20 protein-coding genes and 2 pseudogenes are annotated in these 26,845 nt (G+C 69.5%); 11 read left to right on the forward strand and 11 right to left on the reverse strand.

What is annotated here, in order from left to right; all coding sequences use genetic code 11:
- Window positions 1-270 precede the first annotated feature (270 nt).
- Window positions 271-1,104 (reverse strand): PIG-L family deacetylase, encoded by an 834-nt coding sequence (locus ACX28W_RS36310; protein WP_459004263.1) that lies wholly within the window; start codon window positions 1,102-1,104, stop codon window positions 271-273.
- A gap of 428 nt (window positions 1,105-1,532) precedes the next feature.
- Between ACX28W_RS36310 and ACX28W_RS36315 the strand changes: the two genes are divergently transcribed.
- Together ACX28W_RS36315 and ACX28W_RS36320 are read left to right on the forward strand one after the other, a co-directional pair.
- Window positions 1,533-2,282 carry an SPDY domain-containing protein gene (locus tag ACX28W_RS36315; protein WP_459004264.1) on the forward strand — a complete coding sequence of 250 codons (750 nt, stop codon included), beginning with the start codon at window positions 1,533-1,535 and terminating at the stop codon, window positions 2,280-2,282.
- A gap of 111 nt (window positions 2,283-2,393) precedes the next feature.
- Window positions 2,394-2,834, forward strand: coding sequence for a hypothetical protein (locus ACX28W_RS36320; protein ID WP_459004265.1), 441 nt, complete (start codon window positions 2,394-2,396; stop codon window positions 2,832-2,834).
- A gap of 281 nt (window positions 2,835-3,115) precedes the next feature.
- Here the strand turns inward: ACX28W_RS36320 and ACX28W_RS36325 are convergent, their stop codons facing one another.
- Window positions 3,116-3,808 (reverse strand): alpha/beta hydrolase, encoded by a 693-nt coding sequence (locus tag ACX28W_RS36325; RefSeq protein ID WP_459004266.1) that lies wholly within the window; start codon window positions 3,806-3,808, stop codon window positions 3,116-3,118.
- Between the two features lie 285 nt (window positions 3,809-4,093).
- Between ACX28W_RS36325 and ACX28W_RS36330 the strand changes: the two genes are divergently transcribed.
- Window positions 4,094-6,967 (forward strand): helix-turn-helix transcriptional regulator, encoded by a 2,874-nt coding sequence (locus tag ACX28W_RS36330; protein WP_459004267.1) that lies wholly within the window; start codon window positions 4,094-4,096, stop codon window positions 6,965-6,967.
- A 389-nt stretch (window positions 6,968-7,356) separates the two neighbouring features.
- Here ACX28W_RS36330 and ACX28W_RS36335 read toward each other — a convergent pair whose 3' ends face one another.
- From ACX28W_RS36335 to ACX28W_RS36355, 5 genes and pseudogenes are all read right to left on the reverse strand, one after another.
- Window positions 7,357-8,055, reverse strand: a complete 699-nt coding sequence (locus ACX28W_RS36335) for an alpha/beta hydrolase (protein WP_459004268.1) — start codon at window positions 8,053-8,055, stop codon at window positions 7,357-7,359.
- A 255-nt stretch (window positions 8,056-8,310) separates the two neighbouring features.
- Entirely contained in the window at window positions 8,311-9,000 is a 690-nt protein-coding gene (locus ACX28W_RS36340; protein WP_459004269.1) for an alpha/beta fold hydrolase, read from the reverse strand.
- A 129-nt stretch (window positions 9,001-9,129) separates the two neighbouring features.
- Window positions 9,130-10,035, reverse strand: a complete 906-nt coding sequence (locus ACX28W_RS36345) for an alpha/beta fold hydrolase (protein ID WP_459004270.1) — start codon at window positions 10,033-10,035, stop codon at window positions 9,130-9,132.
- Between the two features lie 86 nt (window positions 10,036-10,121).
- Window positions 10,122-11,090: an RNA polymerase sigma factor gene (locus ACX28W_RS36350; protein WP_459004271.1), complete on the reverse strand. Its 969-nt coding sequence runs from the start codon at window positions 11,088-11,090 to the stop codon at window positions 10,122-10,124.
- 328 nt (window positions 11,091-11,418) lie between these two features.
- Window positions 11,419-11,535, reverse strand: a pseudogene (locus tag ACX28W_RS36355) (IS630 family transposase); the annotation flags it as partial.
- A 250-nt stretch (window positions 11,536-11,785) separates the two neighbouring features.
- Between ACX28W_RS36355 and ACX28W_RS36360 the strand changes: the two are divergent.
- Entirely contained in the window at window positions 11,786-12,958 is a 1,173-nt protein-coding gene (locus ACX28W_RS36360; RefSeq protein ID WP_459004272.1) for a N(5)-(carboxyethyl)ornithine synthase, read from the forward strand.
- Window positions 12,959-13,023: 65 nt separating this feature from the next.
- Window positions 13,024-13,431 (forward strand): annotated as a pseudogene (locus tag ACX28W_RS36365) (winged helix-turn-helix domain-containing protein); the annotation flags it as partial.
- Here the strand turns inward: ACX28W_RS36365 and ACX28W_RS36370 are convergent.
- The 3 genes from ACX28W_RS36370 to ACX28W_RS36380 all read right to left on the reverse strand — a co-directional run bounded on the left by ACX28W_RS36370 (window position 13,350) and on the right by ACX28W_RS36380 (window position 18,337).
- Complete coding sequence (locus ACX28W_RS36370) at window positions 13,350-13,550, reverse strand: hypothetical protein (protein WP_459004282.1); 201 nt, start codon at window positions 13,548-13,550, stop codon at window positions 13,350-13,352. The pseudogene ACX28W_RS36365 and the gene ACX28W_RS36370 overlap by 82 nt on opposite strands.
- Before the next feature lie 153 nt (window positions 13,551-13,703).
- The gene (locus ACX28W_RS36375; protein WP_459004273.1) at window positions 13,704-14,123 is read right to left on the reverse strand and encodes a TOBE domain-containing protein; all 420 of its coding nucleotides are present in this window, start codon (window positions 14,121-14,123) and stop codon (window positions 13,704-13,706) included.
- Between the two features lie 119 nt (window positions 14,124-14,242).
- The gene (locus ACX28W_RS36380) at window positions 14,243-18,337 is read right to left on the reverse strand and encodes a molybdopterin-dependent oxidoreductase (RefSeq protein WP_459004274.1); all 4,095 of its coding nucleotides are present in this window, start codon (window positions 18,335-18,337) and stop codon (window positions 14,243-14,245) included.
- Between the two features lie 242 nt (window positions 18,338-18,579).
- On the opposite strand from ACX28W_RS36380, the gene ACX28W_RS36385 reads away from it, so the two are divergent.
- From ACX28W_RS36385 to ACX28W_RS36400, 4 genes are all read left to right on the forward strand, one after another.
- Window positions 18,580-18,969 (forward strand): cell division protein SepF, encoded by a 390-nt coding sequence (locus tag ACX28W_RS36385; RefSeq protein WP_459004275.1) that lies wholly within the window; start codon window positions 18,580-18,582, stop codon window positions 18,967-18,969.
- Window positions 18,970-19,059: 90 nt separating this feature from the next.
- The gene (locus ACX28W_RS36390; protein ID WP_459004276.1) at window positions 19,060-20,229 is read left to right on the forward strand and encodes an AAA family ATPase; all 1,170 of its coding nucleotides are present in this window, start codon (window positions 19,060-19,062) and stop codon (window positions 20,227-20,229) included.
- Entirely contained in the window at window positions 20,226-20,558 is a 333-nt protein-coding gene (locus ACX28W_RS36395) for a nucleotide pyrophosphohydrolase (protein WP_459004277.1), read from the forward strand. Before ACX28W_RS36390 ends, ACX28W_RS36395 begins: the two co-directional genes overlap by 4 nt.
- A gap of 249 nt (window positions 20,559-20,807) precedes the next feature.
- Window positions 20,808-21,296 (forward strand): DUF6099 family protein, encoded by a 489-nt coding sequence (locus tag ACX28W_RS36400; RefSeq protein ID WP_459004281.1) that lies wholly within the window; start codon window positions 20,808-20,810, stop codon window positions 21,294-21,296.
- 186 nt (window positions 21,297-21,482) lie between these two features.
- On the opposite strand, the gene ACX28W_RS36405 is transcribed toward ACX28W_RS36400, so the two are convergent.
- Window positions 21,483-22,406 (reverse strand): LLM class F420-dependent oxidoreductase, encoded by a 924-nt coding sequence (locus ACX28W_RS36405; RefSeq protein ID WP_459004278.1) that lies wholly within the window; start codon window positions 22,404-22,406, stop codon window positions 21,483-21,485.
- A gap of 324 nt (window positions 22,407-22,730) precedes the next feature.
- Between ACX28W_RS36405 and ACX28W_RS36410 the strand changes: the two genes are divergently transcribed.
- Window positions 22,731-24,191: a 3' terminal RNA ribose 2'-O-methyltransferase Hen1 gene (locus ACX28W_RS36410; RefSeq protein WP_459004279.1), complete on the forward strand. Its 1,461-nt coding sequence runs from the start codon at window positions 22,731-22,733 to the stop codon at window positions 24,189-24,191.
- Window positions 24,188-26,731, forward strand: a complete 2,544-nt coding sequence (locus ACX28W_RS36415) for a polynucleotide kinase-phosphatase (RefSeq protein ID WP_459004280.1) — start codon at window positions 24,188-24,190, stop codon at window positions 26,729-26,731. Before ACX28W_RS36410 ends, ACX28W_RS36415 begins: the two co-directional genes overlap by 4 nt.
- The last annotated feature ends 114 nt before the right edge of the window (window positions 26,732-26,845 follow it).

Raw genomic sequence — 26,845 nt, forward strand, 5'->3', positions numbered from 1 at the left:
GTGTCGGAGACCGCCCTCGTGACCTGCTGTGACCTGGGCTGTCGCGCACCTTCCGAGTCAGCAGCCCGCAGGTCTCCCACCTGTGCGGTTGCCAGGTGGTTTGGGGACGAGCGCGGTGTCGGGTCGGAGGTGCGGGCACGCGTCGACGCCATCGGCGAGGGCCTGGACGCAGGCTGCCGGAGCGGAACTCGCGTGGAGAAGTCTCCGGGTGTGACCCGCTCGATTGCGCCGTGCGGTCGATGCGCTTTCCCGGCCGGTCGGGCGGGCGGATCAGCGCAGTCCGGCGAAGAGATCGTTCTCGGGTACAGCCGCGCCGGTGGCGTCCTGGACACGTACGAAGGTCTCCATGCCCATCAACTCGCCGAACCTCTCCTTGCCCATCTTGAGGAAGAAGATGTTCTCGCCCTGACTGGCGTGCGCGGCCAACGCGTCGAACTTCTGACCGCTGAACGCGGTGGTGTCCACCCACGTGGTGATCTCATCGTCGGGGAGGCCGATCTCGGCCATCGCGGCGGCCTCGGCAGGATCCGGCTCCGGCATGTCCTCATGAAACTCGCGCATGATCTCGCCGAACCGCTGCATCATCGAGCGGGGCATCGTGGTCCAGTACACCTTCGGTGTCAGCGCGGTCATCTCCAGCGCCGCCATCGTGATGCGGTGGGCCTGGATGTGGTCAGGGTGGCCGTAGAAGCCGTTCTCGTCGTAGGTGACGACCACATCAGGTCGGTAGTGCCGCATGAGTTCCGCGAGTCGGGCCGCGCCTTCCTGCACGGGGGTCTGCCAGAAGGATCCGGGGGCGTCGTTGCTCGGCCAGCCCGTCATCCCGGAGTCGGCATAGTCCAGCATCTCCAGATCGCTGACCTTCAGGACGTCACAGCTCGCCTCAAGTTCTTGACGGCGCATCAAGGCGACCGCCGCCGGATCGTGCCCGGGATCACCCGGTTTGACACCACCCGGTCCGTCACCGCAACCGCCGTCGGTACACGTCACGAGAACCGTGCGGATGCCTTCCGCCGCGTACCGCGCGAGGACCCCTCCGGTTCCGGTGGCCTCGTCGTCGGGGTGGGCGTGTACTGCCATGAGCGTCAAGGGCCGGTCAGTCATGAAACAGTCCTCCTGCAGAAATACGTCTTGGTCCGACTGCGCGGTGGGCGTACCGCTCCTGGGGCCCGGATCCTGGTGGGGCGGACGACCCTCTGGTCTCCGTGTTCCCCGCCCGTGTGGCGCCGGTCCCTCGGTCGATGCAACCGTGCCGGCCGGACCGGCTGTTCCCGGCGCGGCCGCTCGGCCGTCCAGGCGTCGGCGTTTCAACGCGAGCGAGGTACAGGCGCGACCTGCATGTCTCAGCGCCACGTCGGATCCGACTTCCATCCGGCACCAGCCATGAGATTCCGACACGAAATTTGAGACCCTACAGTGGCCGGGGCAGATCAGTTCGCCGGGAGCAGACAGGAAAGATCCCCAAAGGACTGGTGCGCTGGGGGAGGGCATGTCAACGTACAACACCTGTTGGACGACCTGTCCCCGAGCCCTTGGAGGTGCCCCTGCATCCGCACCACCCCAGCGACCCTTTCCGCTACGACTTGCCGGACCCGGTGCACTGGGTCACCCCGCGCCACCTGGCCGGCGACGACGGCGTACTCGCCGAGCAGATCGGCCACACCTTGGCCGGTCTCGGCTGGAGCATGTGGCCCACGGCCCGTCAGACCCTGCTGTATGTGAGCCCGGACGGACTGCGCGGCGCCGAATGGATCCTCGCGGCTTACCCCTTCGAACTGGGCGGACTGCGCGTGGCCTGGCAGTTGAGCGCCCGCCGGAACTCGGCTTCCGCGATGGCGGAGTGGAACGCGTACTTCACCACCGGGGTCCCGTACGAGGCACTCGCCGATCTCCTCGTGGCGCTTGACGCCCGTGAGGCGCCGGATGCCGGCTTCGAAGGGCCCGAGACGGTCCTGAACGCGCTCAACGCCCAGGGCTGGATCCGCGACGTGGACCGCCCTCACACCACCGCCATGGACCCTGGGCTCTCCGCCTGCGTCTCCCTGGAGCTGCTGCCGCCGCTCATCGAGGACGCTGACCCGCGCCCCGATCCAGTGGGCTGGCAAGCATGGGCAGAGCCCGTCCTCGGCGCCCCGTATCTCTGGTGCGCCGGCTTCAGTGCCAGCGTCCCCCATGACCTGGTTGCCGCGTTCGCTTCCTCCCTTGCCTCACCGGTCCAGGTGTCTCGCCGCACCCTGCCCGCGAGCGTGGCGGGTCGGCTCACCGTGGTCCGGCGCGGCTGACGGCCCCGCGGCCTCAAGCGGCCAGCGGTGGCGCTCGTCGCTGTTTCCCTGAACCGCAGGTGGCGGGTTGAGGCATGGTGTGTCCGCTGTACGACGGAGAGGAAGAGGATCTTGCTGTTTCGACGTGCCCGAGCGGAGCGCGCGTTCCGTGAAGCCCAGCGTGCGGGTTACGAGCTGCTGAAGATGCACGCTGAGTGGCCCCTGCCCGACCACGTCTCCGGTGCGGCGGCACCGGCCGCACCGCAGGTTCCGACGTTCGACTTCCTGCCGCCGGACCTGCGGGTTCCCCCACGGCAGGACGTGGTTGGGCTGATGATGCGCTGGCGGCAGCCGCTCGTCGTGGACGGTGAGGTCCGTACGTGCCCCGAGTGCGGCGTGTACCGGGACTGGATCGTCTTGTGCCTGCGTGACGACTCGGTCTGGGTGCGCTGCCGCGCCGGCCACGCGACACAGGAGCCTGGCCTGGACGCCGCCTGGTACAACCGCAACTCCGGTCCGACCGAACGCTTCCACCCCACTCTCGAAGACGGCCTGCGCTACCTCGGCCACTGAAGCCCCGAGACCCCTACGCCCCTTCTTCTACCGGTGCCCGGTAGACGGGCCTCATTTCGCGGCAGGTCTGGATGTCGCGGACGGTCGCCTGCTTGCCAATCTCACGTGGGCCGCTGGTTCTCGCGCGGTCAAGGATGTCTGGGTCGCAGGTGAGGCCGTGGTCGTGAACGGTGAGACGGTCCGTGTCGACCGCATCGCGGCCCAGCGCGCCGCCGCCGACGCAGCAGCACGTCTTGAGTGAACGGTCATCAGGTGTGGCCGCCGCCACCGCTGGACAGGCCCTATGCGGCGGTGGCCCGCCTGATCATGTCGACGACCGCGGCGGGTTGCGACACGTGGACAGAGTGGCTGCCCGGAGCCTCGGCGACCGTGGCACCCGCACGCTCGGCCATCGCCCGCTGAGCCAGGGGAGGGATCATGCGGTCGTCGGCAGCGACCAGGTACCAACTGGACTTGGTTCGCCACGCGGGTTCGCCGACGGCGCCGTTCAGGGCTTCGACTCCCCACGGGACCTGGGAGTCTGCCATGAAACGTGCCTGCGCCCGGGTCAGATCACCGGCGAAGGAGGCGTGGAACCGCTCGCGGTCGAGGAAGAGGTGCCCGTCCTTCGGAGGGAGGATCGGGGGAACGGGCGCACCCGGCGGCGGGTCCGCGATCAAGGAGTTGACGGACTCGCCCTCGTCCGGCGCGAAGGCCGCGATGTAGACGAGTGCGGACACCTTGGGGTCCCGTCCTGCTTCGGTGATCACGACACCTCCGTAGGAGTGACCCACCAGGACGGTGGGGCCGTCCTGCTCCGCGACGACCCGCAGAGTCGCCTCGACGTCGCAGGCCAGGGACTGGGTCGGATTCTGCACGACGCTGACCTTGTGGCCCATGTCCACGAGGCGCTCGTGGACACCCTGCCAGCCGGATCCGTCCACGAATCCACCGTGGACCAGGACCACGTTCCGCAGGGCGATTTCCGCTGCCATGAAGGGCCTCCGTTCTCTGCAGTGGGTCGAGAATTCTTGATCTCCCTCACCTTATGAACTGGCCGCTTGTGCAGCTTCGGCCAGATGGCCTATGTGGAATTCCCGTGCCGGACGGGGCTGTCGGAGGAGGAACCCGCGGAATGCGGAAGCTGTACCTGCGGGCGGTCCCTCTTCTCGGCGTACCTCGGATCCGGCAATGTGATGCAGGACACTCCTTCGACGTCGAATTTTCCGGCTCTCTTCGCGTCATGTCGCTGATCCTGCCCGACCACTATTGGAGGTCTCATGGCATCTTCCGCACCGCATGCCTCGACAGGCGACCAGAACTCCGCCGGCGTTTCCGGTGTGAACTCGGTGGGCCGTCTCTTCGGACGATCAAGGGAGCTGACGATCATCGACGGGCTTTTCGGCACAGCTGCCGTGCGGGGTGCCGCGCTGATGCTGTCCGGAGAGGCCGGGGTGGGCAAAAGCGCGCTGCTGGACGCTGCGGCGCTGCGCGCGTCCGAGAGGGGCTTCCGTGTTCTGCGGGTCGTCGGCTCGCAGTTCGAGGAAAGCGTCAGCTTTTCGGCACTGAACCAGATATTGCTGCCGCTGGCCGAAGAGATTCCCGCTTTACCCACCCGGCAGGCGGAGACACTCCAAGCGGTCCGGGGGCTTTCCGAAGGGCAGCCGACCGAGCTGCTCGCCGTCGCGAACGCTGTGCATGTCCTGCTGTCCAGGGCCGCCACCGAGAGCAGCCCTCTCGCTCTGATCATCGACGACGTGGCGTGGCTGGACCGGCCCAGCGCCGCGGTTCTGGGAACTCTCGCCCGCTACATACGCACCGGCTCCATCGCCTTGCTCGCGGCGTCCCGGACGGGCGACGAGTCCTTCTTGAGCAGCACCTGGATACCCACGTACGAGGTTCAGGCGCTGGATGACGAAGCGGCGAACGAGTTGGTCGCCGAGCGGTTCCCCGCCATGGCGGTCAGGGTCCGTCGGCGTGTCGTCGCGGAGGCCCGGGGAAACCCCCTGGCGCTGCTGGAGCTGCCCGTCACGCTTGACGACGCTCAGCAGACGGAGCGAGGAACACTGCCGGCCGTGCTGCCGTTGACCGAGCGGCTCAAAAGGATCTTCTCCGCTCGGGTCGACGCGCTCCCGGACGCCACTCGGAAACTGCTTCTGCTCGCCGTCCTGGACGGCTCGGGTGACCTGCACGTCCTTCGGCAGGCCATGGGCGGTCCCGACGGCCTGGCCGAGCTGGGTCCTGCCGAGCGGGCCGGAATCGTGCACGTCGACGCCCTCACCGGCCGTCTGGTCTTCCGGCACCCGCTCACTCGTTCCGCGGTCATGGACCTGTCGACCAGCGCCGAGCGCCGGTGGGGACATCTGGCGCTCGCCGGGGAATTCCCGGAAGGATCCGAACGCCGGGCCCGGCACCTCGCCAACGCGGCCGTGGGCCCCGACGATCAGGTGGCCGCCCTCCTGCATGAGGTGGCCTACAGCACCCTGCGCCGCGGTGACGCCGTCGGTGCCATCACCACCCTGTTGCGCGCATCGGAGCTGAGCAGCACGGGGACGGCCAAGGGACGCAGGCTGGCCGAGGCGGCCTGCCTGGGCGCCAACATCACCGGTGATCTCCGCAACGTACGGGCTTTGCTGGACCATGCCGGCCGCGCCGATCCGGTCGGCACCGACTCCCTGGCGGCCGCCGCGGCAGCGGCCAGCCAACTCCTCAACGGCGAAGGAGATGTGGACACCGCCCACCGGCTTCTGGTCGGCGCCATCGAGAACCATGACCTGCCCGACGGGGGCGGCGACAACATCCTCGGCGAAGCAATGCACACCCTGCTGCTGGTGTGCTTCTTCGGTGGACGGCCGGAACTGTGGCAGTCCTTCGACAATGCCATGACGCGCTTTCGGCCGGCATCCTCGGATCCCCTGCTCCCGGTGATGCGGGGCGCCTTCGGTGATCCGGCCCACGCGGCGTTGTCCGTGCTGGACGGTCTCGATGAGCTCATCGCCGGTCTTCATCAGGAGACCGACCCCACCCGCATCATTCGGACCGCGATCGCGGGTGCCTATGTCGATCGCCTGCCAGGCTGTCGCAGCGCGTTGCGGCGGGTCGTGGACGACGGCCGAAACGGCGGGGCCATCACTTTGGCGATCGAGGGCCTCTTCCTCCTGGCGAACGACGCCTACACCAGCGGGCAGTGGGACGAACTCCTTAAGACCACTGAAGAGGGACTCGGGTGGTGCGCGACGTACAACTACCGTCTGCTGGCATGTTCGGGCCAGTTCCTGCGGGGTCTGCTGGCCGCCGCGCGAGGTGACGGCGACACCGCACGAGAAATCGCGGACCGCCTCATCTCCTGGGGGAATCCCCGAGGGTTGGGAGTGTTCCGTGTCTACGCCTCCCACATCCGGGCCCTGTCGGCGCTCGGCAGCGCCGACTTCGAAGCCGCCCACCGCCATCTGAGGGCGGTGGGCACGCCCGGTCGGCTGTCACCGCACATGCCGCATGCTCTTTGGCTCCTACTGGACTTCACCGAAGCCGCGGCTCGGACCGGCCACCACGTGGAAGCAGCCGCGCACGTCGAGGCGGTCAGAAAGACCGCCATCCCGTCGATCTCGCCGCGGCTGGCCATGTTGACCGATGCCGCCGAGGCCATGGCCGCCCCGGACTTCATCGACCATGAACTGTTCGAAGCGGCCATCGCCACGCCCGGCGCCGAGCGATGGCCGTTCGACTGGGCCCGGATCTGTCTGGCCTACGGCGAAAGGCTGCGCAGAGCCAAGGCGGGCGGCGCGGCCCGCGTCCACCTGGACGCCGCGCTCAGCACGTTCGAACGCCTGGGAGCGGCGCCTTGGAGTGCGCGAGCGGCGAACGAGCTGCGGGCAAGCGGCATCCCCGTCACGGCTGTCGTACTCGGCGAAGAGCTGCACTCACCGCTGACTCCGCAGGAGCGGCAGATAGCGCGGCTGGCTGCTACGGGGCTGACCAACAAGCAGATAGCCGCGCAGCTCTTCCTGTCTCCTCGAACCGTGGCCGCCCATCTGCGAGGCACGTTCAGGAAGTTGGGCGTCACCTCGCGTGCCGGACTCCGTGACGCTCTGACCGGCCTGTCCCAGCAGACTCCGCCTCGTTCGCCCGAAGAGAGTGTGCCCCCGACTCGGTGATGTCCCCGAACAAACGCTCCGCCTACCTGCCCCGGCCCTCTGTGGCGGCCAGAACGAGCGCGGGGCTTGTCCCCCATTGCGTCCAGAGGGAGGGGGAACTGACTGGCCGTCTTCCGGGCGACCGGTCAGAGGCGTTGCTCGAAAGGCTTCCGAGGTTTGCGGGCGACGTCTGATTAGACACCCCAACTCCTGTGTCACTCGGGCCCGGGCGGCCAGCAGAGCGGTCTGGCCACCGCGCCTGCGCGCGTGGGGCAGCACGGCGCCGGCGAACATCTGAGCCGCCTCCCCACGGACGTACAGGGTTCCGGTTCCAACGATCTCCCTGTTCAGAAATCGAAGGGGACAGCCCGCCTGGGGCCAGGCGGGCTGTCGCGGAGGAGCGACTGCGATCAGCGCGTGCCGCGGTCAGCTCTCTTGATGAGCTGGGTGACGGCGTCGGGGTGGCTGATCATGACGGAGTGGGAGGCGCCCGAAACTTCGACCGTGCCACGGGCGTTGGCACGCTGGTACTCGAAGCGCTGCAGCGCCGGAGGAATGGCCTTGTCCGAAGTCGCGACCACTCCCCAGGAGGGGATGGTGCGCCAGGCGGCGGCCGCGGTGACGTCGGTGAAGGACGATGCGCTGAAGGGTCTCTGAGCCGCGTGCATCACGTTGGTGACCGACACGGGAAGGTCCGCGGCGAACGCGCTGCGGAACTTGTCGGCCTTGAGATAGAGGTCCGAACCGGTGCTGCCGTCCGGGTTCGGGAACGGCACGGCGTCGACCGCGTCGGGGATCTCGGTGCCCGGGAACTTGTTGATGAGCTCGCCGAGCTGCTCACCCTTGTCGGGCACGAAGGCGGCGACGTAGACGAGCGCCTTGACGTTGGCGTTGCCGGCTGCGGCGTTGGTGATCACCGCGCCGCCGTACGAATGGCCGGCGAGGATGATCGGACCCTTGACGGACTTGAGGACGCTCGCCAGATAGGGCACGTCGGTCGGCAGCCCACGCAGCGGATTGGCGGGGGCGACGACCGGATAGCCGTCCTTCTGGAGCTGCTTGATCACGCCACTCCAGCTCGCGGAGGCGTCGGCGAAGCCGCCGTGCATGAGCACCACCGTCGGCTTGGCGGTGTCCGTCCGGGTGGACGTCGGCGTCGCTGAAGCCGTCGATGCCAGAAGGGAAGCTGCTGCGGCGCCCGCAGTGCCGGCGGCAATCATTCCGTGAAGTACGACCTTTTTGCGCATGTTTGGCTTTCTGCTCAGGCGAACGAAAGCACGAGATCCTGTCGGGATTCGTGCGGGCTCACCGCTCGTTGGGGCTCGCGTGGTGCGGCGCCCGCTTCGGGGCAGACGCCGCGTGGGTTACGCCTGTTGGGCGGCGGCCTGCTTGATCAGCTCCGCCACGGCTTCCGGCTGGGAAACGTAGACGGAGTGGCTCGCGGCGGTCTCGCTCACGGTGGCTCCGGCCCGCTCGGCCATCGCGCGCTGCGCCGGCGGCGGGATCATGAGGTCGTCGGTCGCGACGAGATACCAGCTCGGCTTGGTACGCCAGGCGGCCTCCGTGACCGTTCCGTTGAGCGCCCCCACACCCCAGGGAACCTGCGAGTCGGCCATGAACTGGGCGTCCTCGGGCGCCACATCGCCCGCGAACGACGCGGCGAATTTCTCACGGTCCAGGAAGAGGAAGCCGTCCTGGGGCGGCAGGATCGGTGGAACGGGTGCGTCCGGGGCCGGGTTGGCGATCAGGGTGCCGACTGACTCGTCCTTGTCCGGTGCGAAGGCCGCGATGTAGACGAGCGCGGCCACGCCCTCGTGCCGGCCGGCCTCGGTGATCACAGCGCCTCCGTAGGAGTGGCCAACGAGCACCGCCGGCCCGTCCTGGGCGTCGAGGACCTGCCGCGTGACCGCCACGTCACCTTCGAGAGAGTGAGTCGGGTTCTGCACGACGCTGACGTTGAAGCCGTCGCGGGTCAGGAGGCGGTACACCGGCTGCCAGCCGGAGCCGTCGACGAATCCTCCGTGCACGAGAACGATGTTCTTGACGGTACTCATGCGATTGCTCCTTGATTGTCGGAAGCCTGCCGGGCAGGAACAAACTAGGTCGCACCGTGCGCGCGGGCTTCGACCAAATGGCCTAGTTGTCGGAAGGGGCGTGGCGAACGGCTTCGGTCCGCCGGACGGTCACCGCGTACGGCGCGCCGTGGCCGTCACGAAACGCGTCACCGCCTGCGAGAAGGCAGTCGGCTCTTCGATGTGGCCGAAGTGCCCGCTGCTCTCCAGGACCAGCAGTTCCGATCCGGGGATCAGCCTGTGCAGTTCCTCGGCCCACCGCACCCCGCAGATGACGTCGTGGCGGCCGACGACGACGAGGGCCGGCACGGTGAGCGAGCCGAGGTCCGCACGGTCGTCGATGACGTGCGGGGAGAGATTCTCGTTCAGCCCGGAGATGTGCTCGGCCCGCAGGGAGGCACGCAAGGGAGCGAACTCCTCCTCCCGGCCCCAGTAGTCGGCGAAGTACGAGGGCATCACTCCCTTCGCGACGGCAGTCATCTGCGCGTCGTCGGAGATGGTGGGGATGGCCTGGAAAGCCGCCAGGACCTCGGGGAGTTCCGGGTGGTCGGCGTGGTGTGCGGCGAACGACTGCACTTGGCGCATGGCCTCGGCGGCGTGTTCGGGACCGGTCACCGGCGCGCTGTCGTAGAGGATCACCCCGGTGACGCGCTCGGGGCAGTGCAGGGCGTGGTACTGGACGACGAAGCCGCCGTGCGAATGGCCCAGAAGGTGCACCTCGGGGACGCCGAGGTGCTCGACCAGCGCACCGAGGAACCGGCTGTAGCGGGGCCGGGTGTATCCGTGCGGGTGGGAGGGCAGGCGGCCGGAGGCGCCGGTGCCGACCGGCTCCGGGTAGACGACCGTCAGGTGCCGCTCCAGCGCGGGCATGCGCAGGTACTCCCAGAAAATGCCCGGCCCGCCGGAATGCGCGACGCACACCGGTCCCGTGCCGTGGACGTGATAGCGCTGCACGACTCCGTCGACTTCGACGGTGTGGGTTCCGACGGCCAGAGGATCGGTCAAAGAGGTCGTCATGAGGGTCTCCGTATCCGGCAGGTGTCAACGACACCGACAGGACGTCGGAGACGGAACGAAGTTCGATCCGAATCGTGTGATGGCCGTCACACGGGAAGGAGTGGGCTGGTGGCCCGCTCCGGCCTGGGATGGAACAGGCGCAGCCCGTGCACGCGGCCGGAGTCGTCCAGGGTCATGAGCCAGGCCACCTCGGTCGGGCAGTGCTCGGGGTTGTCGGCGGGATTGAGGATGTCCATCTCCCAGATGACGAGCGACCGCCCGGCCGCGGCATGAACAAGGCGCTGCCGTATGCCGGCCTCTACATCGCTGTCCATGGAACGCACCAACCGGTCGTAGCCGCCCACCGGGTCGTTCCCCCTGAGCAGGGTGACCTCTGGGGACCAGCGCTCCGTGAGCAGCCTGCCGAAGTGCCCGCTCTCGGCGGCGGCCAGTGTCTCGCGCGCTTCGATACGGCTGGCGCGCATGCGCTGCGCGGTGTCGCCGTGCGGGGCGTCCGCCGTGGCGGCGAGGGCAGCCGCCAGCTTGGATCGTCCCTGGCTGAGCCGGCTGCGGACCGTGCCGACCGGGACCCCGCAGACGACGGCTATCTGCTCGTACGAAGTGACGTGGGTGCTGAAGTGACGCAGCACCAAGGGCAGCCGCAGCGTGGGGGAAAGCTCTTCGATGGCCTCCCAGATCCAGTCCCGCGTCGTGTGGTGCTCCAGCCACCGCTCCGGACCGGCCTCCGTGGCGGGCACGTGCAGATCGTCGATCGGCTGGAAGGCCCCGGAGCCTCGCAACAGGGAACGGCTGGCGTTGCGCACGATCATCCGCAGCCATGGGCCTACCGCTGCCGGGTCGCGGACATCGCCCACACGGCGGAGCGCGGTCAGCGCCGCGTCCTGGACCATGTCGTCGACGTCGGGCCCCGGCCCCAGAATGCTCAGCGCCACGGCGCGCATACCCGCCTGGTGCCGTTCCAGCAGCAGTCCCAGGGCAGCGACGTCACCTGCCTGCGCGGCACGCGTGAGGACCGCGTCCTCGATACATGCGGCTTCGCCTGCGTTTCGGCTCATCGGGTCCCTCTTCCAGTCTCCCGTCGTGCGTGCGACCGTACAACTCCTCGTCGCGCGCAGCTCCCACACCGAGGTGCCTCGGAGCGTGAAGTGCAGCCCCACCGCCCCAGGCGCCTCCCTGCACGGCACAGTAAGCGCCCGAATCGGTTGTGGTGCCACCTCTGCTTGTGGCCAAAGGAGCGGATCGGAAATGGCACGGTGAGCGTTGTCCCGAAGGGGAGTTGACACAGGGAATCACCATGGCGGAAGCGAACTGCGGTGTCGCATCGCATAGTGCCGCTGCGTTCCCCATGGGGAAGGGGTCGGGTGCTGATCGATGCCGTGTTTGGCCAGGTTTCAGGGCCCGGTGCCAGGGGTTCACCGGCATCCGTGTCACCCTGAAACGCCGAGCCACCTCCTGATCACTGACCCCCGTCTCGATCAAGTCGGCCGCAGCGAACCGCATACCTCATACCTCCGGCACAGCGAACCCACCGTCAACCGTCACCAGGCCGAGAACGCCCACTATGAGTGATCTCTAGACCTGGACCTGCGGATCCTTCGAGCTCAAACGAGCGGTGGGCACTCCGCGGCCGGGACGGGAGTACGGTGGCGGTACCGAGCGCACCTCGCACGCCGTCATCCATTTCGGCGTCGCCCTCGGGGAACGGCAATGCCGGAGTACATCGCGTCCGGTCGGAAATGAGCCGCCCCACATGAGCCTGATGAGTCTCGGAGTTCTCGCCTCCTCCCACAAGGAGAACGAGTTCCGGCTGCCGCTGCACCCCCAACACCTCGACCGGATCGCCCCGGACGTACGCGAGAGGATCTTCCTCGAACAGGGCTACGGCCGACGGTTCGGCGTCGCCGACGACGCGCTGCGACCACTCGTGGCCGGCCTGCGCTCCCGCGAGCAACTCCTCGCCGAGTGCGACGTCCTGCTGCTGCCCAAACCGATGCACGACGACATCGCCGAGCTGCGCGAGGGCCAGGTGCTGTGGGGATGGCCGCACTGCGTGCAGGACGAGAAGATGACGCAGATCGGCATCGACCGACGGCTGACCCTGATCGCCTGGGAAGCCATGAACCACTGGACCTCCACGGGCGCCTTCAGCGTCCATGTGTTCCACAAGAACAACGAGCTCGCCGGCTACTGCTCGGTGCTGCACGCCCTGCAGCTCGGCGGGCTGACCGGCAGCTACGGGCGCCGCCTGCGCGCGGTGGTCATCAGCTTCGGCGCCACGGCGCGCGGAGCGGTCACGGGCCTGGGCGCCATGGGGGTTTCCGACGTCACGGTGCTCACCCAGCGCGCCGCCGCAGCGGTGGCCTCGCCGATGCCCTCGGTCGTGATGGGCCACTTCGAGGAGCAGGAGGACGATCCGTCGCGCCTGCGGGCATTCACTGCGGCCGGTTCCATGCCGCTCGCGGAGTACCTGGCCGGGTTCGACATCATCGTCAACTGCGTCCTGCAGGACACCGACGCGCCGCTCATGTTCGTCACCGACGAGGAACTCGCCCTGTTCCGGCCGGGGACCTTCTTCATCGACGTCGCCTGCGACGAGGGCATGGGCTTCGAATGGGCCCGCCCGACCACCTTCGGTGAGCCCATGCCCGCGGTGGGGTCGGGCTGCCACTACTACGCGGTGGATCACAGCCCGTCCCACCTGTGGAACTCCGCCACCTGGGAAATCAGCGAGGCGCTCCTTCCCTACCTGCGCAAGGTCATGAGCGGCCCCGCGGCATGGGACACCGACGTCACGGTCAGAAAGGCCATCGAGATCCGCGACGGCGTCGTCCAGAACCCGAAGATCCTCTCCTTCCAGCACCGGTCAGCCGCCTACCCCCACGCTCCCGAGGTCCCCGCGACTCCGCTGAGCTCAGAGGTCTAGAGATCATTCATAGTGGGCGTTCTCGGCCTGGTGACGGTTGACGGTGGGTTCGCTGTGCCGGAGGTATGAGGTATCCCGATGGCGGTGGGCTGAGGGCTGAGGAGCGAGCGGGCCCGGCGTGAGCATGTGCGGTTCGCTGCGGCCGACTTGATCGAGACGGGGGTCAGTGATCAGGAGGTGACTCGGCGTTTCAGGGTGACGCGGATGTCGGTGAACCGCTGGCACCGGGCCCTGGCCGCGGGCGGACGGCAGGCCCTGGTCTCGCAGGGGCGCCGGTTGCTCCTGCTGCAAGCTCGGCGCGACGCAACTGCGTATCTGGAAAGAGAGTTGGACGCCGGTCCGACCGCTCGTGGCTGAATGAGGATCAGTGCTGGACGCCGGTGCGGCACGCCTAGGTCATCCACCGCAGGTTCGGGGTGCGGTACACGCTGACCGGGGTGGACCTGCCGCTCCACCGCATCGGCGCCTCACTGCCGTACGCGTAGTACGCCGATCCGGGAAACTCCTGGTCATCGGCGATGACGGGGGTCTTCCAGGCATTCGAACGGTACGGACCGACCTGCCTCCCCTGGTGTCCCAGCGCGACACCCATGCCAACAACGACCCAGCAGGCAGGTTCCCGGTGGAAGACCCCTTCCGTCGTCGTGCGCCTGCCGACAATTCCGGCTACTGAGAACGCCGTAGCGGGCCCCGGAGCATCATCCTGACGTCTCAGGGTGAGGGCGGTGAGAAGCGCGTTCGCGGCTCAGGCGTTGGAGAGGGACACCTCGGTGGACTTGATGAGCGCCACGACCGGTGAGCCGGCCGCCAGGCCGAGTTCCGTGGCCGCGTCCTTGGTGATCGCGGAGGTCAGTTCGCCGCCCGCGACCTCGACCTTGACGCGGGCCATGGCCCCGCCCGCGGACACGTCGGTGACCGTGCCGGGGAGCTGGTTGCGGATGCTCACCCCGTCGACCGGGCCGGTGGCCAGGGACACCTCCGTCGACTTGACCAGGGCACGGACGGTGGAGCCCGCGGTGAGGCCCAGGTCCTCGACGGCCTCCCGTGTGATGGCCGCGGTGAGGTCCTGGCCGCCGTCGAGTCGGATCTTGACCGTCGCCATCACCTCGCCCGGCGTGATGGCGGTGACGGTGCCGGGGAGCTGGTTGCGGATGCTCAGGCTCATGCGGCAATTATGTGCACGGAGCGGCTCGCGAGGCGCAGGTCACCGCCCGTGTCTCGGCAGACCTCGCGGACGTAGGTACTCCCCGTCGCGGACGCACTCAGCAGACGTCGCGCGCACTCTCAGTAGACGTCGCGGACGTACCGCTTGTCCGCCGCGAGCTGTTTGACGTATGCGGAGGCCTCCGCCTCGCTCAGACCGCCGTGCGTGACGGCGATGTCGCGCAGCGCCCGGTCGACGTCCTTGGCCATGCGCGAGGCGTCCCCGCACACACGGAAGTGGGCGCCGTTCTGGAGCCAGTGCCACAGCTCGGGCCCGTGCTCGCGCATCCGGTCCTGTACGTAGACCTTGGCGCGCTGGTCGCGCGAGAACGCCGTGTCGAGCCGGGTGAGGGTGCCGTCGTCGAGCAGTGCGGTCAGCTCGTCCTCGTAGTAGAAGTCGGTGGCGCGGTGCTGTTCGCCGAAGAACAGCCAGTTGGGCGCCCGGTGACCGAGCGCCCGCCGCTCCTGAAGGAAGCCGACGAACGGCGCTACTCCGGTGCCGGGGCCGACCATCACCATGGGCGTCGTCCCGTCCGCCGGCGGCCTGAAGTGCGGCGACCTCTGCACGAAGACGGGCACCGCGGTGTCCGGCTCGGCGTCGGCGAGGAAGGGCGAACACACTCCGCCCCGCTGCCGCCCACGCAGATTCTCGTACCGTACGACGGAGACGGTCAGCGAGACGAGGTACGGGTCGACGAGCGGGCTCGACGATATCGAGTACAGCCGGGGCTGCAGCCGCTTGAACACCTCGGCCCACTCGCGCGCCGACGCCCGCACCGGATACTCGGCCACCACGTCCACGGCCTGCCGCCCCCACGACCACCGTGCCAGCTCGCCCTGGTTGTCCGGCCGCAGCAGCTTCTTCAACTCCCGGTCGTCACACGTCCGTTCACCGACGAAGCGGAGCAGATCCGGGGTGATGCGGGTGATGTCGAGATGGTGCAGCAGGGCCTCGGTGAAGGGAACGTCGCCAACTCCGATGACATCGACGGGAGTTGTCGCGTCAAGACCGGTCACCTCCAGCCATTCGGTCACCAGCTCTCGCGAGTTGACGGGCCGCACCCCGAGCGCGTCCCCCGCCTCGTAGATCAGCGGGCTCTCGCTCTCCCGGGTGTCGAAGGTGAACTGGCGGACTTCCTTGCCCGCGCCGGGAAGGCTCAGCAGCCGGTTGCCGGTGAGGCGGGCGGTGGCGGGCGCGGGTTTGGGCGTCCGGGGCGTCCGGGGTGTCTTCGGGGTGACCTTTCCGCTGTTTCCGAGTGCGGTGAGGATCTGCTCGAGCCAGACGTCCGCGGAGGGCTCGTAGTCCGGTTCGCAGTCCGTACGCGGGGCCAGCCGGACGCCGCCCAACTCGTCGAGCCGCGCGTCCAGTCGGCGGCCGTGTCCGCAGAAGTCGTCGTACGAGGAGTCGCCGAAGGCCAGCACGGCGTAGCGGACGCCGTCCAGGCGCGGGGCCTGGTGCCCGGACAGTGTGTCCCAGAAGCCGGACCCGTTGTCGGGCGCGTCGCCGTCCCCGAAGGTGCTGGTGATGAAGAGCAGATCGGCGCTGTGGGCGAGCGCGCCGACGTCCGCCTGGTCCATGCCGACCAGCCGCGCGGTGTGCCCGGTCGCGGCGAGCCGTTCGGCGGCGGCCGTCGCGAACTCCTCGGCGTTCCCGGTCTGTGAGGCCCACAGCACGACGACTTCGCGGCTCGCCGCCTGGGGCGCGGGGGTGTGCGGGGGCGTGGACCGGGAGTACATCCCGGCGAGCACACCGTTCACCCAGAGGGCGTGCGCCGGGGTGAAGGGGGCGTCCGGGGGGAGTACGGGGACGCCGGGGAGACCCGAGTCGAGACCGGCGAGGAAGCCGGTCAGGTAGTGGCGTTCGTGTTCTGCGAGGACGGGCGGGGGTGTGGTGTCGAGGCCGAAGAGACCGGCGCGCGCCGCTACGACCTCGGCCCGCGCCGGTGCGATCTCGGCCCGTGCGCGTGACATCTCGGCCTGAGCAGGGGCGGCAGGCGCGGCAACCCGCGCCAGCGACACCGCACACACCTTGAACTCCGGCTGGAACGACAGCGGATCCACCGCGTCACTGGTCACCGCGTTGATGCTCAGGTACTCCCCGAACAGGTCGTTCCAGTGGAACGGAGCGAAAACGCACCCCGGCCGCACCCGGTCCGTCACCACCGCGGGCAACACGGCCCGCCCCCGCCGGGAGGCGACCTCCACCGAGTCGCCCTCCGCGATCCCGAGAGAGGCCGCGTCCGTCGGATGCAACTCCACGAACGGCCCGGGATTCAGCTTGTTGAGCTTCGCCACCTTCCCCGTCTTGGTCAGCGTGTGCCACTGGTGCTGCAACCGCCCGGTGTTGAGGACGAAGGGAAAGTCGTCGTCGGGCATCTCTGCGGGCGCCACATGCGGCCGGGCGAAGAACACCGCACGCCCACTGGCCGTCGGAAAGGTGAGGGACGGCACCCCGTTCTCCTCGCCCTCCCCACCCTTCCCGTCCAGGTACCGAATCGGATTCCGGGCGGGCCCGTCCTCCCGCGCGACGGGCCACTGCACGGGCTCACCCCGCAGCCGCTCGTACGACGCACCCCGCAGATCCCACCCGGTCCGGGGATTCCACGCCCGCTTGATCTCCTCGAAGACCTGCTCGGCACTCTCGTACGAGAACCCCTCCTCGTACCCCATCGCCCGCGCGACGGCCGCGATGATCCGCCAGTCCGCCATCGCGTCACCGGGCGGGTCGACGACGGGCCGAGCCAGGGTGAGGGTGCGCTCGCTGTTGACGAGGACGCCCTCGGCCTCGGTCCACAGCGCGCCGGGCAGGACGATATCGGCGTACGCGTTGGTCTCGGTCTCGGCGAAGACGTCCTGGGTGACGACGAACTCGGCGGCTTCCAGTCCCTCGATGACGGTGCGGCGGTTGGCGACCGAGGCGACGGGGTTGGTGCAGATGATCCAGCAGGCCTTGATCTCGCCGTCGGCCATCTTCCGGAACATCTCGACGGTGCCCTGACCCACCCCGTCCTTGCGGATGGTCCCTCCCGGCAGTCCCCACAGCTCCTCGACGAAGGCCCGCTCGTCGTCCACCAGCACGGAACGCTGCCCGGGCAGCCCGGGCCCCATGTATCCCATCTCGCGCCCGCCCATCGCGTTGGGCTGCCCGGTGAGGGAGAACGGCCCGCTGCCGGGCCGGCAGATCGCGCCGGTCGCGAGATGCAGGTTGACCAGGGCGTTCGTGTTCCAGGTGCCGTGCGTGGACTGGTTGAGCCCCATGGTCCAGCAGCTGGTCCACTCACCGGCCTCGCCGATCAGCCCCGCGGCCTCGCGGATGTCCTCCTCCGGGATGCCGGTGATCTCGGCGACGGCGGCGGGCGGATAGTCGGCGAGGAACTCGGGCATCGCCTCCCAGCCCTCGGTGTGCCGGGCGATGAAGCCCGCGTCCGTGTGCCCGCCCTCGTGCAGCAGATGCAGCAGCCCATTGAGCAGCGCGAGGTCGGTCCCCGGCCTGATCTGCAGGAACAGATCGGCCTTCGCCGCCGTCGCGGTGCGCCGCGGGTCGACGACGACCAGCTTGGCGCCCGCCTTGACCCGCTCCATGAGCCGCAGGAAGAGGATGGGATGGCAGTCGGCCATGTTCGAACCGATGACGAGGAACACGTCCGCGCGGTCGAGATCGTCGTACGACCCGGGCGGGCCGTCGGCGCCGAGCGACAGCTTGTAGCCGGTGCCCGCGCTCGCCATGCACAGCCGTGAGTTCGACTCGATCTGGTTCGTCCGTACGAAGCCCTTGGCCAGCTTGTTGGCCAGGTACTGCGCTTCGAGCGTCATCTGTCCGGAGACGTAGAAGGCGACGGCGTCCGGACCGTGCTCGTCGATGATCGCGCGAAGGCGCCGGGCGGTCTCGGCCAGGGCCGTGTCGAGGGGGGCAGGGGCCGGCTCCTCGCCGCGGTCGCCGCGCATCAGCGCGGTGGTCAGCCGCCCCGGCGCGGCCAGCATGTCGGCCGTGGTCGCGCCCTTGGTGCACAGGCGCCCCGAGTTCGCGGGGTGCGCCTTGTCGCCGGACGCCTTCAGGACCGTACGCCGTCCGTCGGGTCCGCTGCCTATGTCGAGGACCATGCCGCAGCCCACACCGCAGTAGGAGCAGACCGTCCGCACCCGCGTGCTGTCGGTCTGCGGGTCCTGTGCGGTCACGGGCGCGCCCCTTCGTTCGGTATCCGGTGCCGACGATCGTACGAATTGCCCGTTACGCCGATGTCACGGCCCTTGATCATGAGGAGTTACGCGCGCTGCACAGCCGTGCACCGGGCCGTGTGAGGACCGGGAAACGGTGGGCCGGGGAGTCGCGGACCGTGTCGCTATTGGGCCGAACGGGTGACCATGCGTAAGAATTGGCCGGTGCAGACAATGAGTGCGAGCCAGGACGAGGTGGGCCAGTGAGCAGCCACGACGTCACCGACGAGCAGTGGGAGGGGCTCGCCCAGGTCGTTCCGTTGCGGGGCCGGGACGCATGGCCCTCGGCGGTCGGCCACCGGTCGATACCCGAGGCCGTGACCGAGACGCGGCGCCGCTTCGTGGTCCTGCGGGTCAATGTGTTCGCGGACGCGCGTGATGTCGCCGAGACGCTGATGTCGGGCATCCCCGTGCTCCTCGACCTGACCAGCGCGGAGACCGAGGTCGCCAAGCGGGTGCTGGACTTCAGTACCGGGGTGGTCTTCGGGCTGGCGAGCGGAATGCACCGGGTCGATCGGAATGTGTTCCTGCTCACACCGCCGGGGACCGAGGTGCGCGGGCTGATGGAGGGGGCGGGGGTTCCGGGGGGCTGAATCCCGCGCGGGTGCGGTCGGATCCCTCGATCGTAGGAAGGTCATCTGGGCGTAACGGTTCGCCTGACGGCGCGGCCCTACCGTCCACATATGACCGTGTCATCTTTGGCGCCACCTTTGGTGGCCCCCACGCAGGCCGAGACGCGCCCCGACCGGCCCGGCGCCACCGAGCTCCGGCTCGCCGCCTTCGCCGCGCACCGGCGTGCCCGGTTCCCGCTCGGACCGCTCACCTTCTTCGCCGGGCCCAGCGGCAGCGGCAAGACCGGTGCCCTGCGGGCATACGAGGCACTGGCGCGGCTCGGCGGCGGAGCCGAGCTGGGTGAGGTGTTCCCGGACCCGGTCGCCTGCGTGCCCGAGCGGGCCCGGCCCGACGCCCAGCGACGGCGCGGGTTCCGTATCGGCTGCACGGTCGACGGCCCCCAAGGACCCGTACGGCTCGATGTCGCCGTACAGGCCGAGCCCGAACTGCGCATCGTGGGCGAGCGGTTGACGGCCGGCGGGCTGATCCTGCTGGAGACGGCGCTACGTGATCCAGGACGCCCCGTCGTCCAGGCGGCTTGGCACACCGCGGGCTCGTCCGCGGTCACCCGGGGCCCGCTCCCCGACGACCGTCTCGGCACTCCGCTCCTCCCGCTGCGTGTCTCGGGCAGGACCGACGGCGAGCGCCGGGTCCTCGCCGCCGCCGAGCAGATGGTGGTCGCCCTGCGGTCCGTGTTCGCCTGCGACCCGAGCCCCCGGCGTATGCGCGCCGCCGCCGTGGTCGGTGCGGGACGGCTGCTCCGGGGCTGTGACAACCTCGCCGAGGTGCTGTGGCGAACCCGGTCGGAGTGCGGCCAGCGGTACGCGCATCTGGTCGCGGCGGCGCGGGCCGGATGCGCGGGCCCGGTCGCGGACGTACTGGCCGAGCCGCTCGGCGACGGCAGGGTGCGGGGGCTGCTCGACCGCGGCGACGGGGTCCGTACGCCCCTCGGGCTGCTCGGGGACGGTGAGTTGAGGTATCTGGCGCTGGCCCTGGTGCTGCTCACCGGGCCCGGGGTGCTGGAGGTCGATCCGGCGGGGGAGGTCCCGGCCGCGCTGCAGACGCTGACGGTGCTGGCCGACGGTTTCGACCGGGGACTGGACGCGGGGCAGGCCGGAGAGCTGGTGCGGCTGGCGGCGCGGATGTGCGAGCGGGGGCACATCCGGCTGGTGGGTGCGGTGAGCGATGCCTCCCGGGTGTTCGAGGCGGCCGGTGTCACGGTGGTAGACCTGACGCCGTGACGGAACTGGACGTAGCGAAGCTGCAGCGCAGGCTGGCCGAGTTCGCGGCAGCGCGGAACTGGCAGCAGTACCACACCCCCAAGAACCTGGTCGCCGCGCTGAGTGTGGAGGCGTCCGAACTGGTCGAGATCTTCCAGTGGTTGACCCCTGAGGAGTCGGCGCGGGTCATGGACGACGCGGACACCGCGCACCGCGTCACCGATGAAGTGGCGGACGTTCTGGCGTATCTGTTGCAGCTGTGCGAGGTGCTCGGCATCGACGCGCTCGCGGCGCTCGACGCGAAGATCGACCGGAACGAGCGGAGGTTTCCGGTGTCGGGGGAGTCGTAGGGCCTTCGGAGCCCTTCGGAGGGCTCCGAAGGGCTTCGCAGGGCTCCGCGGGGGTCCGCAGGGCTCCGCGGGTGAGCGCCAAGTCCAATTGTCACTCTACGGAGTTGTGGAGTTGTCCACATTCAATTCCGTGTCCACAGATTTCGGTCTTCCTCTGGCTTTTCGTCCCCTCCGCATTCACTCTGGGTAGTGGACAGGGGAGTTCGGGCGGACGTGCGACCAGCGCGTCGGGACAGACGGGGGCAGCGCATGGACGCGGTGCGGCTCATCGTGGCGAGCAGGCGTGCCCTGGCGGGGACCGGGGACACACCCGAGGTGATGGCGGAGGCGTGGCAGGCACAGGCCCTGGCTCAGGCGATAGGCAGTCGTTTCGCCGTCTCGGGGCCACCCGAACTCCGGGGGGAGGCCCTCGGACTGACAGAGCTCGCGGGCAGAGGGTGCGGTGTCCTGGACACGCCCACCCTCGACATCGGCGACCTACGAGCCGCCCAGCTCACCGAGTTGGGCGACGCCCGCGAGGCCCTTCTGTGCCTCGGGGGTCTCCTCGGCGAGGTCGGCATCGCCCTCGTCGGCATCGCCTGCGCGGCGGACGAACAGGCGACGTACTGGCAGTGCATGGAGGCGATCGACGCGGCGGACGAGTCCCGAGACCGCGTCCTGGAGATGCTGAGACGCCTGGCGGCACGTGACCAGGGGCAGGGGCAGGGGATTGTGGAGCGGGGGTGGGCGACGGGGTAGCGGGGGCGAGGGAACTCCGTCAGGTGCAACCCTGCTGCGGCACTGCGTCTTGGGACATGCCGGCCTCCTTGGCCCTGGCCCGGAAGGGGTCGGCGATGTGTGCCGGGCGGTCCGGCTCCGCCCGAGCCAACGATCATCACCGACCCGGGTCACTGGCGCGGACCCGGGCCGAAAGGAATGAAGGATTCAGCCGACCTGCGGCATGACCTCGGCCGCGATCAACTCCAGGTGGTCCAGGTCGTCGAGGTCGAGCATCTGCAGATACATGCGCTGCGACCCGGCCGCCTGATACCGGGCGATCTTCTCGACGACTTCCGCCGGGGAGCCCGCGAGACCATGGGCCTTCAGCTCGTCCACATTGCGTCCGATGGCGTCGGCGCGACGCTTCACCTCGAGGTCGGTCCTGCCGACACAGGCGACGAGCGCGTTCGAGTACACGAGGTCGTCGCCCTTTCGTCCGGCCTGCTCGGCCGCGGCACGCACCCGCTGGAACTGCTGCTCCGTATCCGCGAGGGAGGCGAAGGGGATGTTGAACTCGTCGGCGTACTGTGCCGCGAGCGCCGGGGTCCGCTTGGCACCGTGACCGCCGATCAGGACGGGCACCTTCGGCTGCGCGGGCTTGGGGAGCGCGGGGGAGTCCTTGAGCTGGTAGAACTTCCCCTCGTAGGTGAACCGCTCGCCGACGGGCGTGGCCCAGAGGCCGGTGACGATGGCGAGTTGTTCCTCCAGCCGACCGAACTTCTCCTTCGGGAACGGGATCCCGTATGCCTCGTGCTCGGCCTCGTACCAGCCGGAGCCGAGACCGAGTTCCACCCGTCCGCCCGACATCTGGTCGACCTGGGCGACCTGGATGGCCAGGACGCCCGGGAGGCGGAAGGTGCCGGCCGTCATGAGGGTGCCGAGGCGGATCCGGCTCGTCTCGCGCGCGAGGCCGGCAAGAGTGATCCACGCGTCGGTGGGCCCGGGGAGCCCGTCGACGGAACCCATGTGCAAGTAGTGGTCGGAACGGAAGAAAGCTCCGTAATTGAGGTCTTCGGCGGCCTTGGCGACGCGGAGCAGCGTCTCGTAGGTCGCCCCTTGCTGCGGTTCGGTAAAGACTCGAAGATCCATGCATCCATCATGCACCGGTCACATCTGCCGCCCCACTTTGAACCGCTGTCCCACCCGAAACAGGCATGGGGAACACGCGGCGCTTGGCTCACATCACCATCCCCGCCGCGCGCCGCCGCGGTGAAAATTCCTGAGTCCGCCTGAGACGTTCGCTGTACGTTGTGCAGGCGCGCCGCCGACGACAGGTCACGGCGGTGATCTGGGAGGCGCGCTTTCCCGTCGCTGCGGTTGGCCGGCCTTCGGCGTGGGTGCACGCCCTGTGCACCATGCCGGACGACGCGGTAAGTTCCCGCAGCTCAGAAGACGTTTCGAGGCAGACCCACAGTGTTCCTGACGATCAGTACCACCGGTACCCCAGAGCGCCCCGCGACCGACCTCGGCTTTCTGCTGCACAAGCATCCCGACAACGCGCAGGCGTTCTCGACGTCCTACGGCACGGCGCACGTGCTGTATCCCGAGGCGTCCGTCGAACGGTGCACGGCCGCGCTGCTGCTGGAGGTCGACGCGGTGGCGCTGGTCCGGCGGGGCAAGGGCAAGGGTCGCGGCGGCGCGCCCGACGCCGCGCTCGCGCAGTACGTCAACGACCGCCCCTACGCGGCGTCGTCCCTGCTCGCCGTCGCGCTGAGCGGCGTGTTCTCCAGCGCGATGAAGGGCCAGTGCACCGCGAAACCCGAACTGCCCGCGCGGCCGCTCCCGCTCCGCATCGAGGTACCCGCACTGCCCGCACGGGGCGGCACGGATCTCGTCCGAACGCTCTTCGAGCCGCTCGGCTGGACGGTGACCGTCGAGCCCGTGGCGCTGGACGCGGAGTTCCCGGAGTGGGGCGACTCGCGGTACGTACGCCTGGTACTGGAGTCGGAGCGGCTGACGCTGGCCGAGGCGCTGCGACACCTCTACGTCCTGCTTCCCGTGCTCGACGACGCCAAGCACTACTGGGTCGCGTCCGACGAGGTCGACAAGCTGCTGCGGGCGGGCGAGGGCTGGCTGGCGGACCACCCCGAGCAGAAGCTGATCACCAGCCGGTACCTCTCGCGCCGCTGGTCGCTGACCCGTGCGGCGATGGAGCGGCTGGAACTCGTACGGCTGGCCGAGGCGGACGACAGCGAGGTCGGGGAGATCGACAACGCGGTCGACGAGGAGACCGACACGGAGGACAAGCCCGTACCGCTCGCCGTGCAGCGGCGCGACGCGATCCTCGCGGCGCTGCACACGTCCGGCGCGGGCCGGGTGCTCGATCTCGGGTGCGGGCAGGGGCAGTTGGTGCAGGCGCTGCTCAAGGACACCCGGTTCACCGAGATCGTCGGTGTCGATGTGTCGATGCGCGCGCTCACCATCGCCTCACGGCGGCTCAAGCTGGACCGGATGGGCGAGCGGCAGGCAGCCCGGGTCAAGCTCATCCAGGGCTCGCTCGCCTACACCGACAACCGCCTCAAGGGGTACGACGCCGCCGTGCTCAGCGAGGTCATCGAGCACCTCGACCTGCCCCGGCTGCCCGCCCTCGAGTACGCGGTGTTCGGCACCGCCCGCCCCAGGACCGTTCTGGTGACGACGCCGAACGTCGAGTACAACGTCCGCTGGGAGACCCTCCCGGCCGGACACTCACGGCACGGCGACCACCGCTTCGAGTGGACACGCGAGGAGTTCCAGGGCTGGGCTCACGCGGTGGCCCAACGACACGGCTACGAGGTGGAGTTCACGCCCGTCGGCCCCGACGACCCCGAGGTGGGGCCGCCGACCCAGATGGCTACGTTCACCGTCACCACGAAGGAGGAGAAGGCCGCATGACCAGCAACGACACCCAGGGACGCACCCTGCCCGTCACCGACCTCTCCCTCGTGGTCCTGATCGGCGCGTCCGGCTCCGGCAAGTCCACCTTCGCCCGCAAGCACTTCAAGCCGACCGAGGTCATCTCCAGCGACTTCTGCCGGGGCCTGGTCGCCGACGACGAGAACGACCAGAGCGCCAGCGGCGACGCCTTCGACGTACTCCACTACATCGCGGGCAAGCGGCTCGCGGCCGGCCGGCGAACGGTCGTGGACGCGACCAACGTCCAGCAGGAGAGCCGCCGCCAGCTGATCGAACTCGCCAAGCGGCACGACGTGTTGCCGATCGCGATCGTGCTGGACGTGCCGGAGGAGGTGTGCGCCGAGCGCAACGCCTCCCGCACCGACCGCGCCGACATGCCGCGCCGCGTGATCCAGCGCCACATCCGTGAACTGCGGCGTTCGCTCAGGCACTTGGAGCGCGAGGGATTCCGGAAGGTGCACGTCCTGCGTGGCGTGGCGGAGATCGAGAGCGCCGAGGTCCGCACCGAGAAGCGGTTCAACGACCTGACCCACCTCACCGGCCCCTTCGACATCATCGGCGACATCCACGGCTGCGCATCGGAGCTGGAGGCGCTGCTCGGCAAGCTCGGTTACGTGGACGGCGCTCACCCCGAGGGCCGTACGGCCGTCTTCGTCGGCGACCTCGTCGACCGCGGCCCGGACACCCCCGGCGTACTGCGCCGGGTGATGTCCATGGTCGGATCCGGCAACGCCCTGTGCGTGCCGGGCAACCACGAGAACAAGCTCGGCCGCTACCTCAAGGGCCGCAAGGTCCAGCACAGTCACGGACTCGCCGAGACCATCGAGCAGTTGGCGGCGGAGAGTGAGGAATTCCGGACGGGGGTACGGGAGTTCGTCGACGGGCTCGTCAGCCACTACGTCCTCGACGGCGGACGGCTCGTCGTCTGCCACGCCGGTCTGCCCGAGAAGTACCACGGCCGCACGTCGGGCCGGGTGCGCTCGCATGCCCTGTACGGCGACACGACCGGCGAGACGGACGAGTTCGGGCTGCCGGTGCGCTACCCGTGGGCGGAGGACTACCGAGGGCGGGCGGCGGTTGTTTACGGGCATACTCCGGTTCCGCAGGCGACCTGGTTGAACAACACCATCTGCCTCGACACCGGTGCCGTCTTCGGCGGCAAGCTCACCGCGCTGCGCTGGCCGGAGCGCGAGCTCGTCGACGTACCGGCCGAGCAGGTCTGGTACGAGCCCGCCAAGCCGCTGGCCTCCGAGGCGCCCGGTGGACACGAGGGGCGGCCGCTCGCCCTCGCGGACGTACACGGCCGACGGGTCGTGGAGACGCGGTACGCCGGGCGGGTGTCGGTGCGCGAGGAGAACGCGGCGGCGGCTCTGGAGGTCATGAGCCGTTTCGCGGTCGACCCGCGGCTGCTGCCCTACCTCCCGCCGACGATGGCGCCGACCGCGACGTCCCACGTGGAGGGCTACCTGGAGCACCCCGCCGAGGCGTTCGCCCAGTACCAGGAGGACGGGGTCGCCCGAGTCGTGTGCGAGGAGAAGCACATGGGCTCGCGGGCGGTGGCGCTGGTCTGCCGGGACGCGGCGGCGGCGCGTGAGCGGTTCGGTGTGGAAGGGGCCACGGGGTCGCTGTACACCCGCACCGGCCGGCCCTTCTTCGACGACGCCGCGGTGACCGAGGAGATCCTCGGGCGGCTGCGGGCGGCCGTGGGTGCGGCGGGGCTGTGGGAGGACCTGGACACGGACTGGCTGCTGCTCGACGCCGAGTTGATGCCGTGGTCGCTCAAGGCGTCCGGACTGCTGCGGACGCAGTACGCCGCGGTGGGCGCCGCGTCCGGGGCCGTGTTCCCGGGGGCGCTGATCGCCCTCGAAGCGGCGGCGGCGCGGGGTGTCGACGTACAGGAACTGCTGGGCAAGCAGCGGGAGCGGGCCGCCGACGCGGCGGCGTTCACCGACGCGTACCGGCGGTACTGCTGGACGACCGAGGGCCTGGCGGGGGTGCGGCTCGCGCCCTTCCAGATCCTCGCCGTGCGGGGGCGCAGTCTGGCCGGGGTGCCGCACGACGAGCAGCTCGCGCTGATCGACCGGCTCGTCGAGCACGACGGGAGTGGGCTGCTGCAGACGACTCGGCGGTTGTTCGTGGACACGGGGGACGCGGAGTCCGTGCAGGCCGGCGTCGACTGGTGGCTGGAGATGACCGGGCGTGGGGGTGAGGGCATGGTCGTCAAGCCGGTGGGGGCGGTGGTGCGGTCCGCGCAGGGGCGGTTGGTGCAGCCCGGTATCAAGTGCCGGGGGCGGGAGTACCTGCGGATCATCTACGGTCCCGAGTACACCCGGCCCGAGAACCTCGCCCGTCTGCGGGGGCGTTTTCTGAACCACAAGCGGTCGCTTGCGCTTCGGGAGTACGCGTTGGGGTTGGAGGCGTTGGATCGGCTGGCGGAGGGGGAGCCGTTGTGGCGGGTGCATGAGGCGGTGTTCGGGGTGTTGGCGCTGGAGTCGGAGCCGGTCGACCCTCGTCTGTGAGGGTTCCTCGCCCCCGCCGCCCCTACCCGGCCCGTCCCTGGGGGCTGCCGCCCCCAGACCCCCGCTTCGGCCTGGACGGCCTCGTCCTCAAACTCCCCCAAGCTCTCGGCTTCG

The sequence above is a fragment of the Streptomyces sp. SD15 genome (assembly GCF_054462255.1).

Bases quoted from the DNA above. Each gene is read 5' to 3' on its own strand.
- ACX28W_RS36340 (WP_459004269.1), bottom strand. From the start codon at position 9,000: ATGAGTACCGTCAAGAACATCGTTCTCGTGCACGGAGGATTCGTCGAC.
- ACX28W_RS36400 (WP_459004281.1), top strand. From the start codon at position 20,808: ATGGACGCGGTGCGGCTCATCGTGGCGAGCAGGCGTGCCCTGGCGGGG.
- ACX28W_RS36415 (WP_459004280.1), top strand. From the start codon at position 24,188: ATGACCAGCAACGACACCCAGGGACGCACCCTGCCCGTCACCGACCTC.
- ACX28W_RS36370 (WP_459004282.1), bottom strand. From the start codon at position 13,550: ATGGGTGTCGCGCTGGGACACCAGGGGAGGCAGGTCGGTCCGTACCGT.
- ACX28W_RS36405 (WP_459004278.1), bottom strand. From the start codon at position 22,406: ATGGATCTTCGAGTCTTTACCGAACCGCAGCAAGGGGCGACCTACGAG.
- ACX28W_RS36310 (WP_459004263.1), bottom strand. From the start codon at position 1,104: ATGACTGACCGGCCCTTGACGCTCATGGCAGTACACGCCCACCCCGAC.
- ACX28W_RS36330 (WP_459004267.1), top strand. From the start codon at position 4,094: ATGGCATCTTCCGCACCGCATGCCTCGACAGGCGACCAGAACTCCGCC.
- ACX28W_RS36335 (WP_459004268.1), bottom strand. From the start codon at position 8,055: ATGCACGGCGGCTTCGCCGACGCCTCCGCGAGCTGGAGTGGCGTGATC.
- ACX28W_RS36325 (WP_459004266.1), bottom strand. From the start codon at position 3,808: ATGGCAGCGGAAATCGCCCTGCGGAACGTGGTCCTGGTCCACGGTGGA.
- ACX28W_RS36390 (WP_459004276.1), top strand. From the start codon at position 19,060: ATGACCGTGTCATCTTTGGCGCCACCTTTGGTGGCCCCCACGCAGGCC.
- ACX28W_RS36360 (WP_459004272.1), top strand. From the start codon at position 11,786: ATGAGCCTGATGAGTCTCGGAGTTCTCGCCTCCTCCCACAAGGAGAAC.
- ACX28W_RS36345 (WP_459004270.1), bottom strand. From the start codon at position 10,035: ATGACGACCTCTTTGACCGATCCTCTGGCCGTCGGAACCCACACCGTC.
- ACX28W_RS36375 (WP_459004273.1), bottom strand. From the start codon at position 14,123: ATGAGCCTGAGCATCCGCAACCAGCTCCCCGGCACCGTCACCGCCATC.
- ACX28W_RS36350 (WP_459004271.1), bottom strand. From the start codon at position 11,090: ATGAGCCGAAACGCAGGCGAAGCCGCATGTATCGAGGACGCGGTCCTC.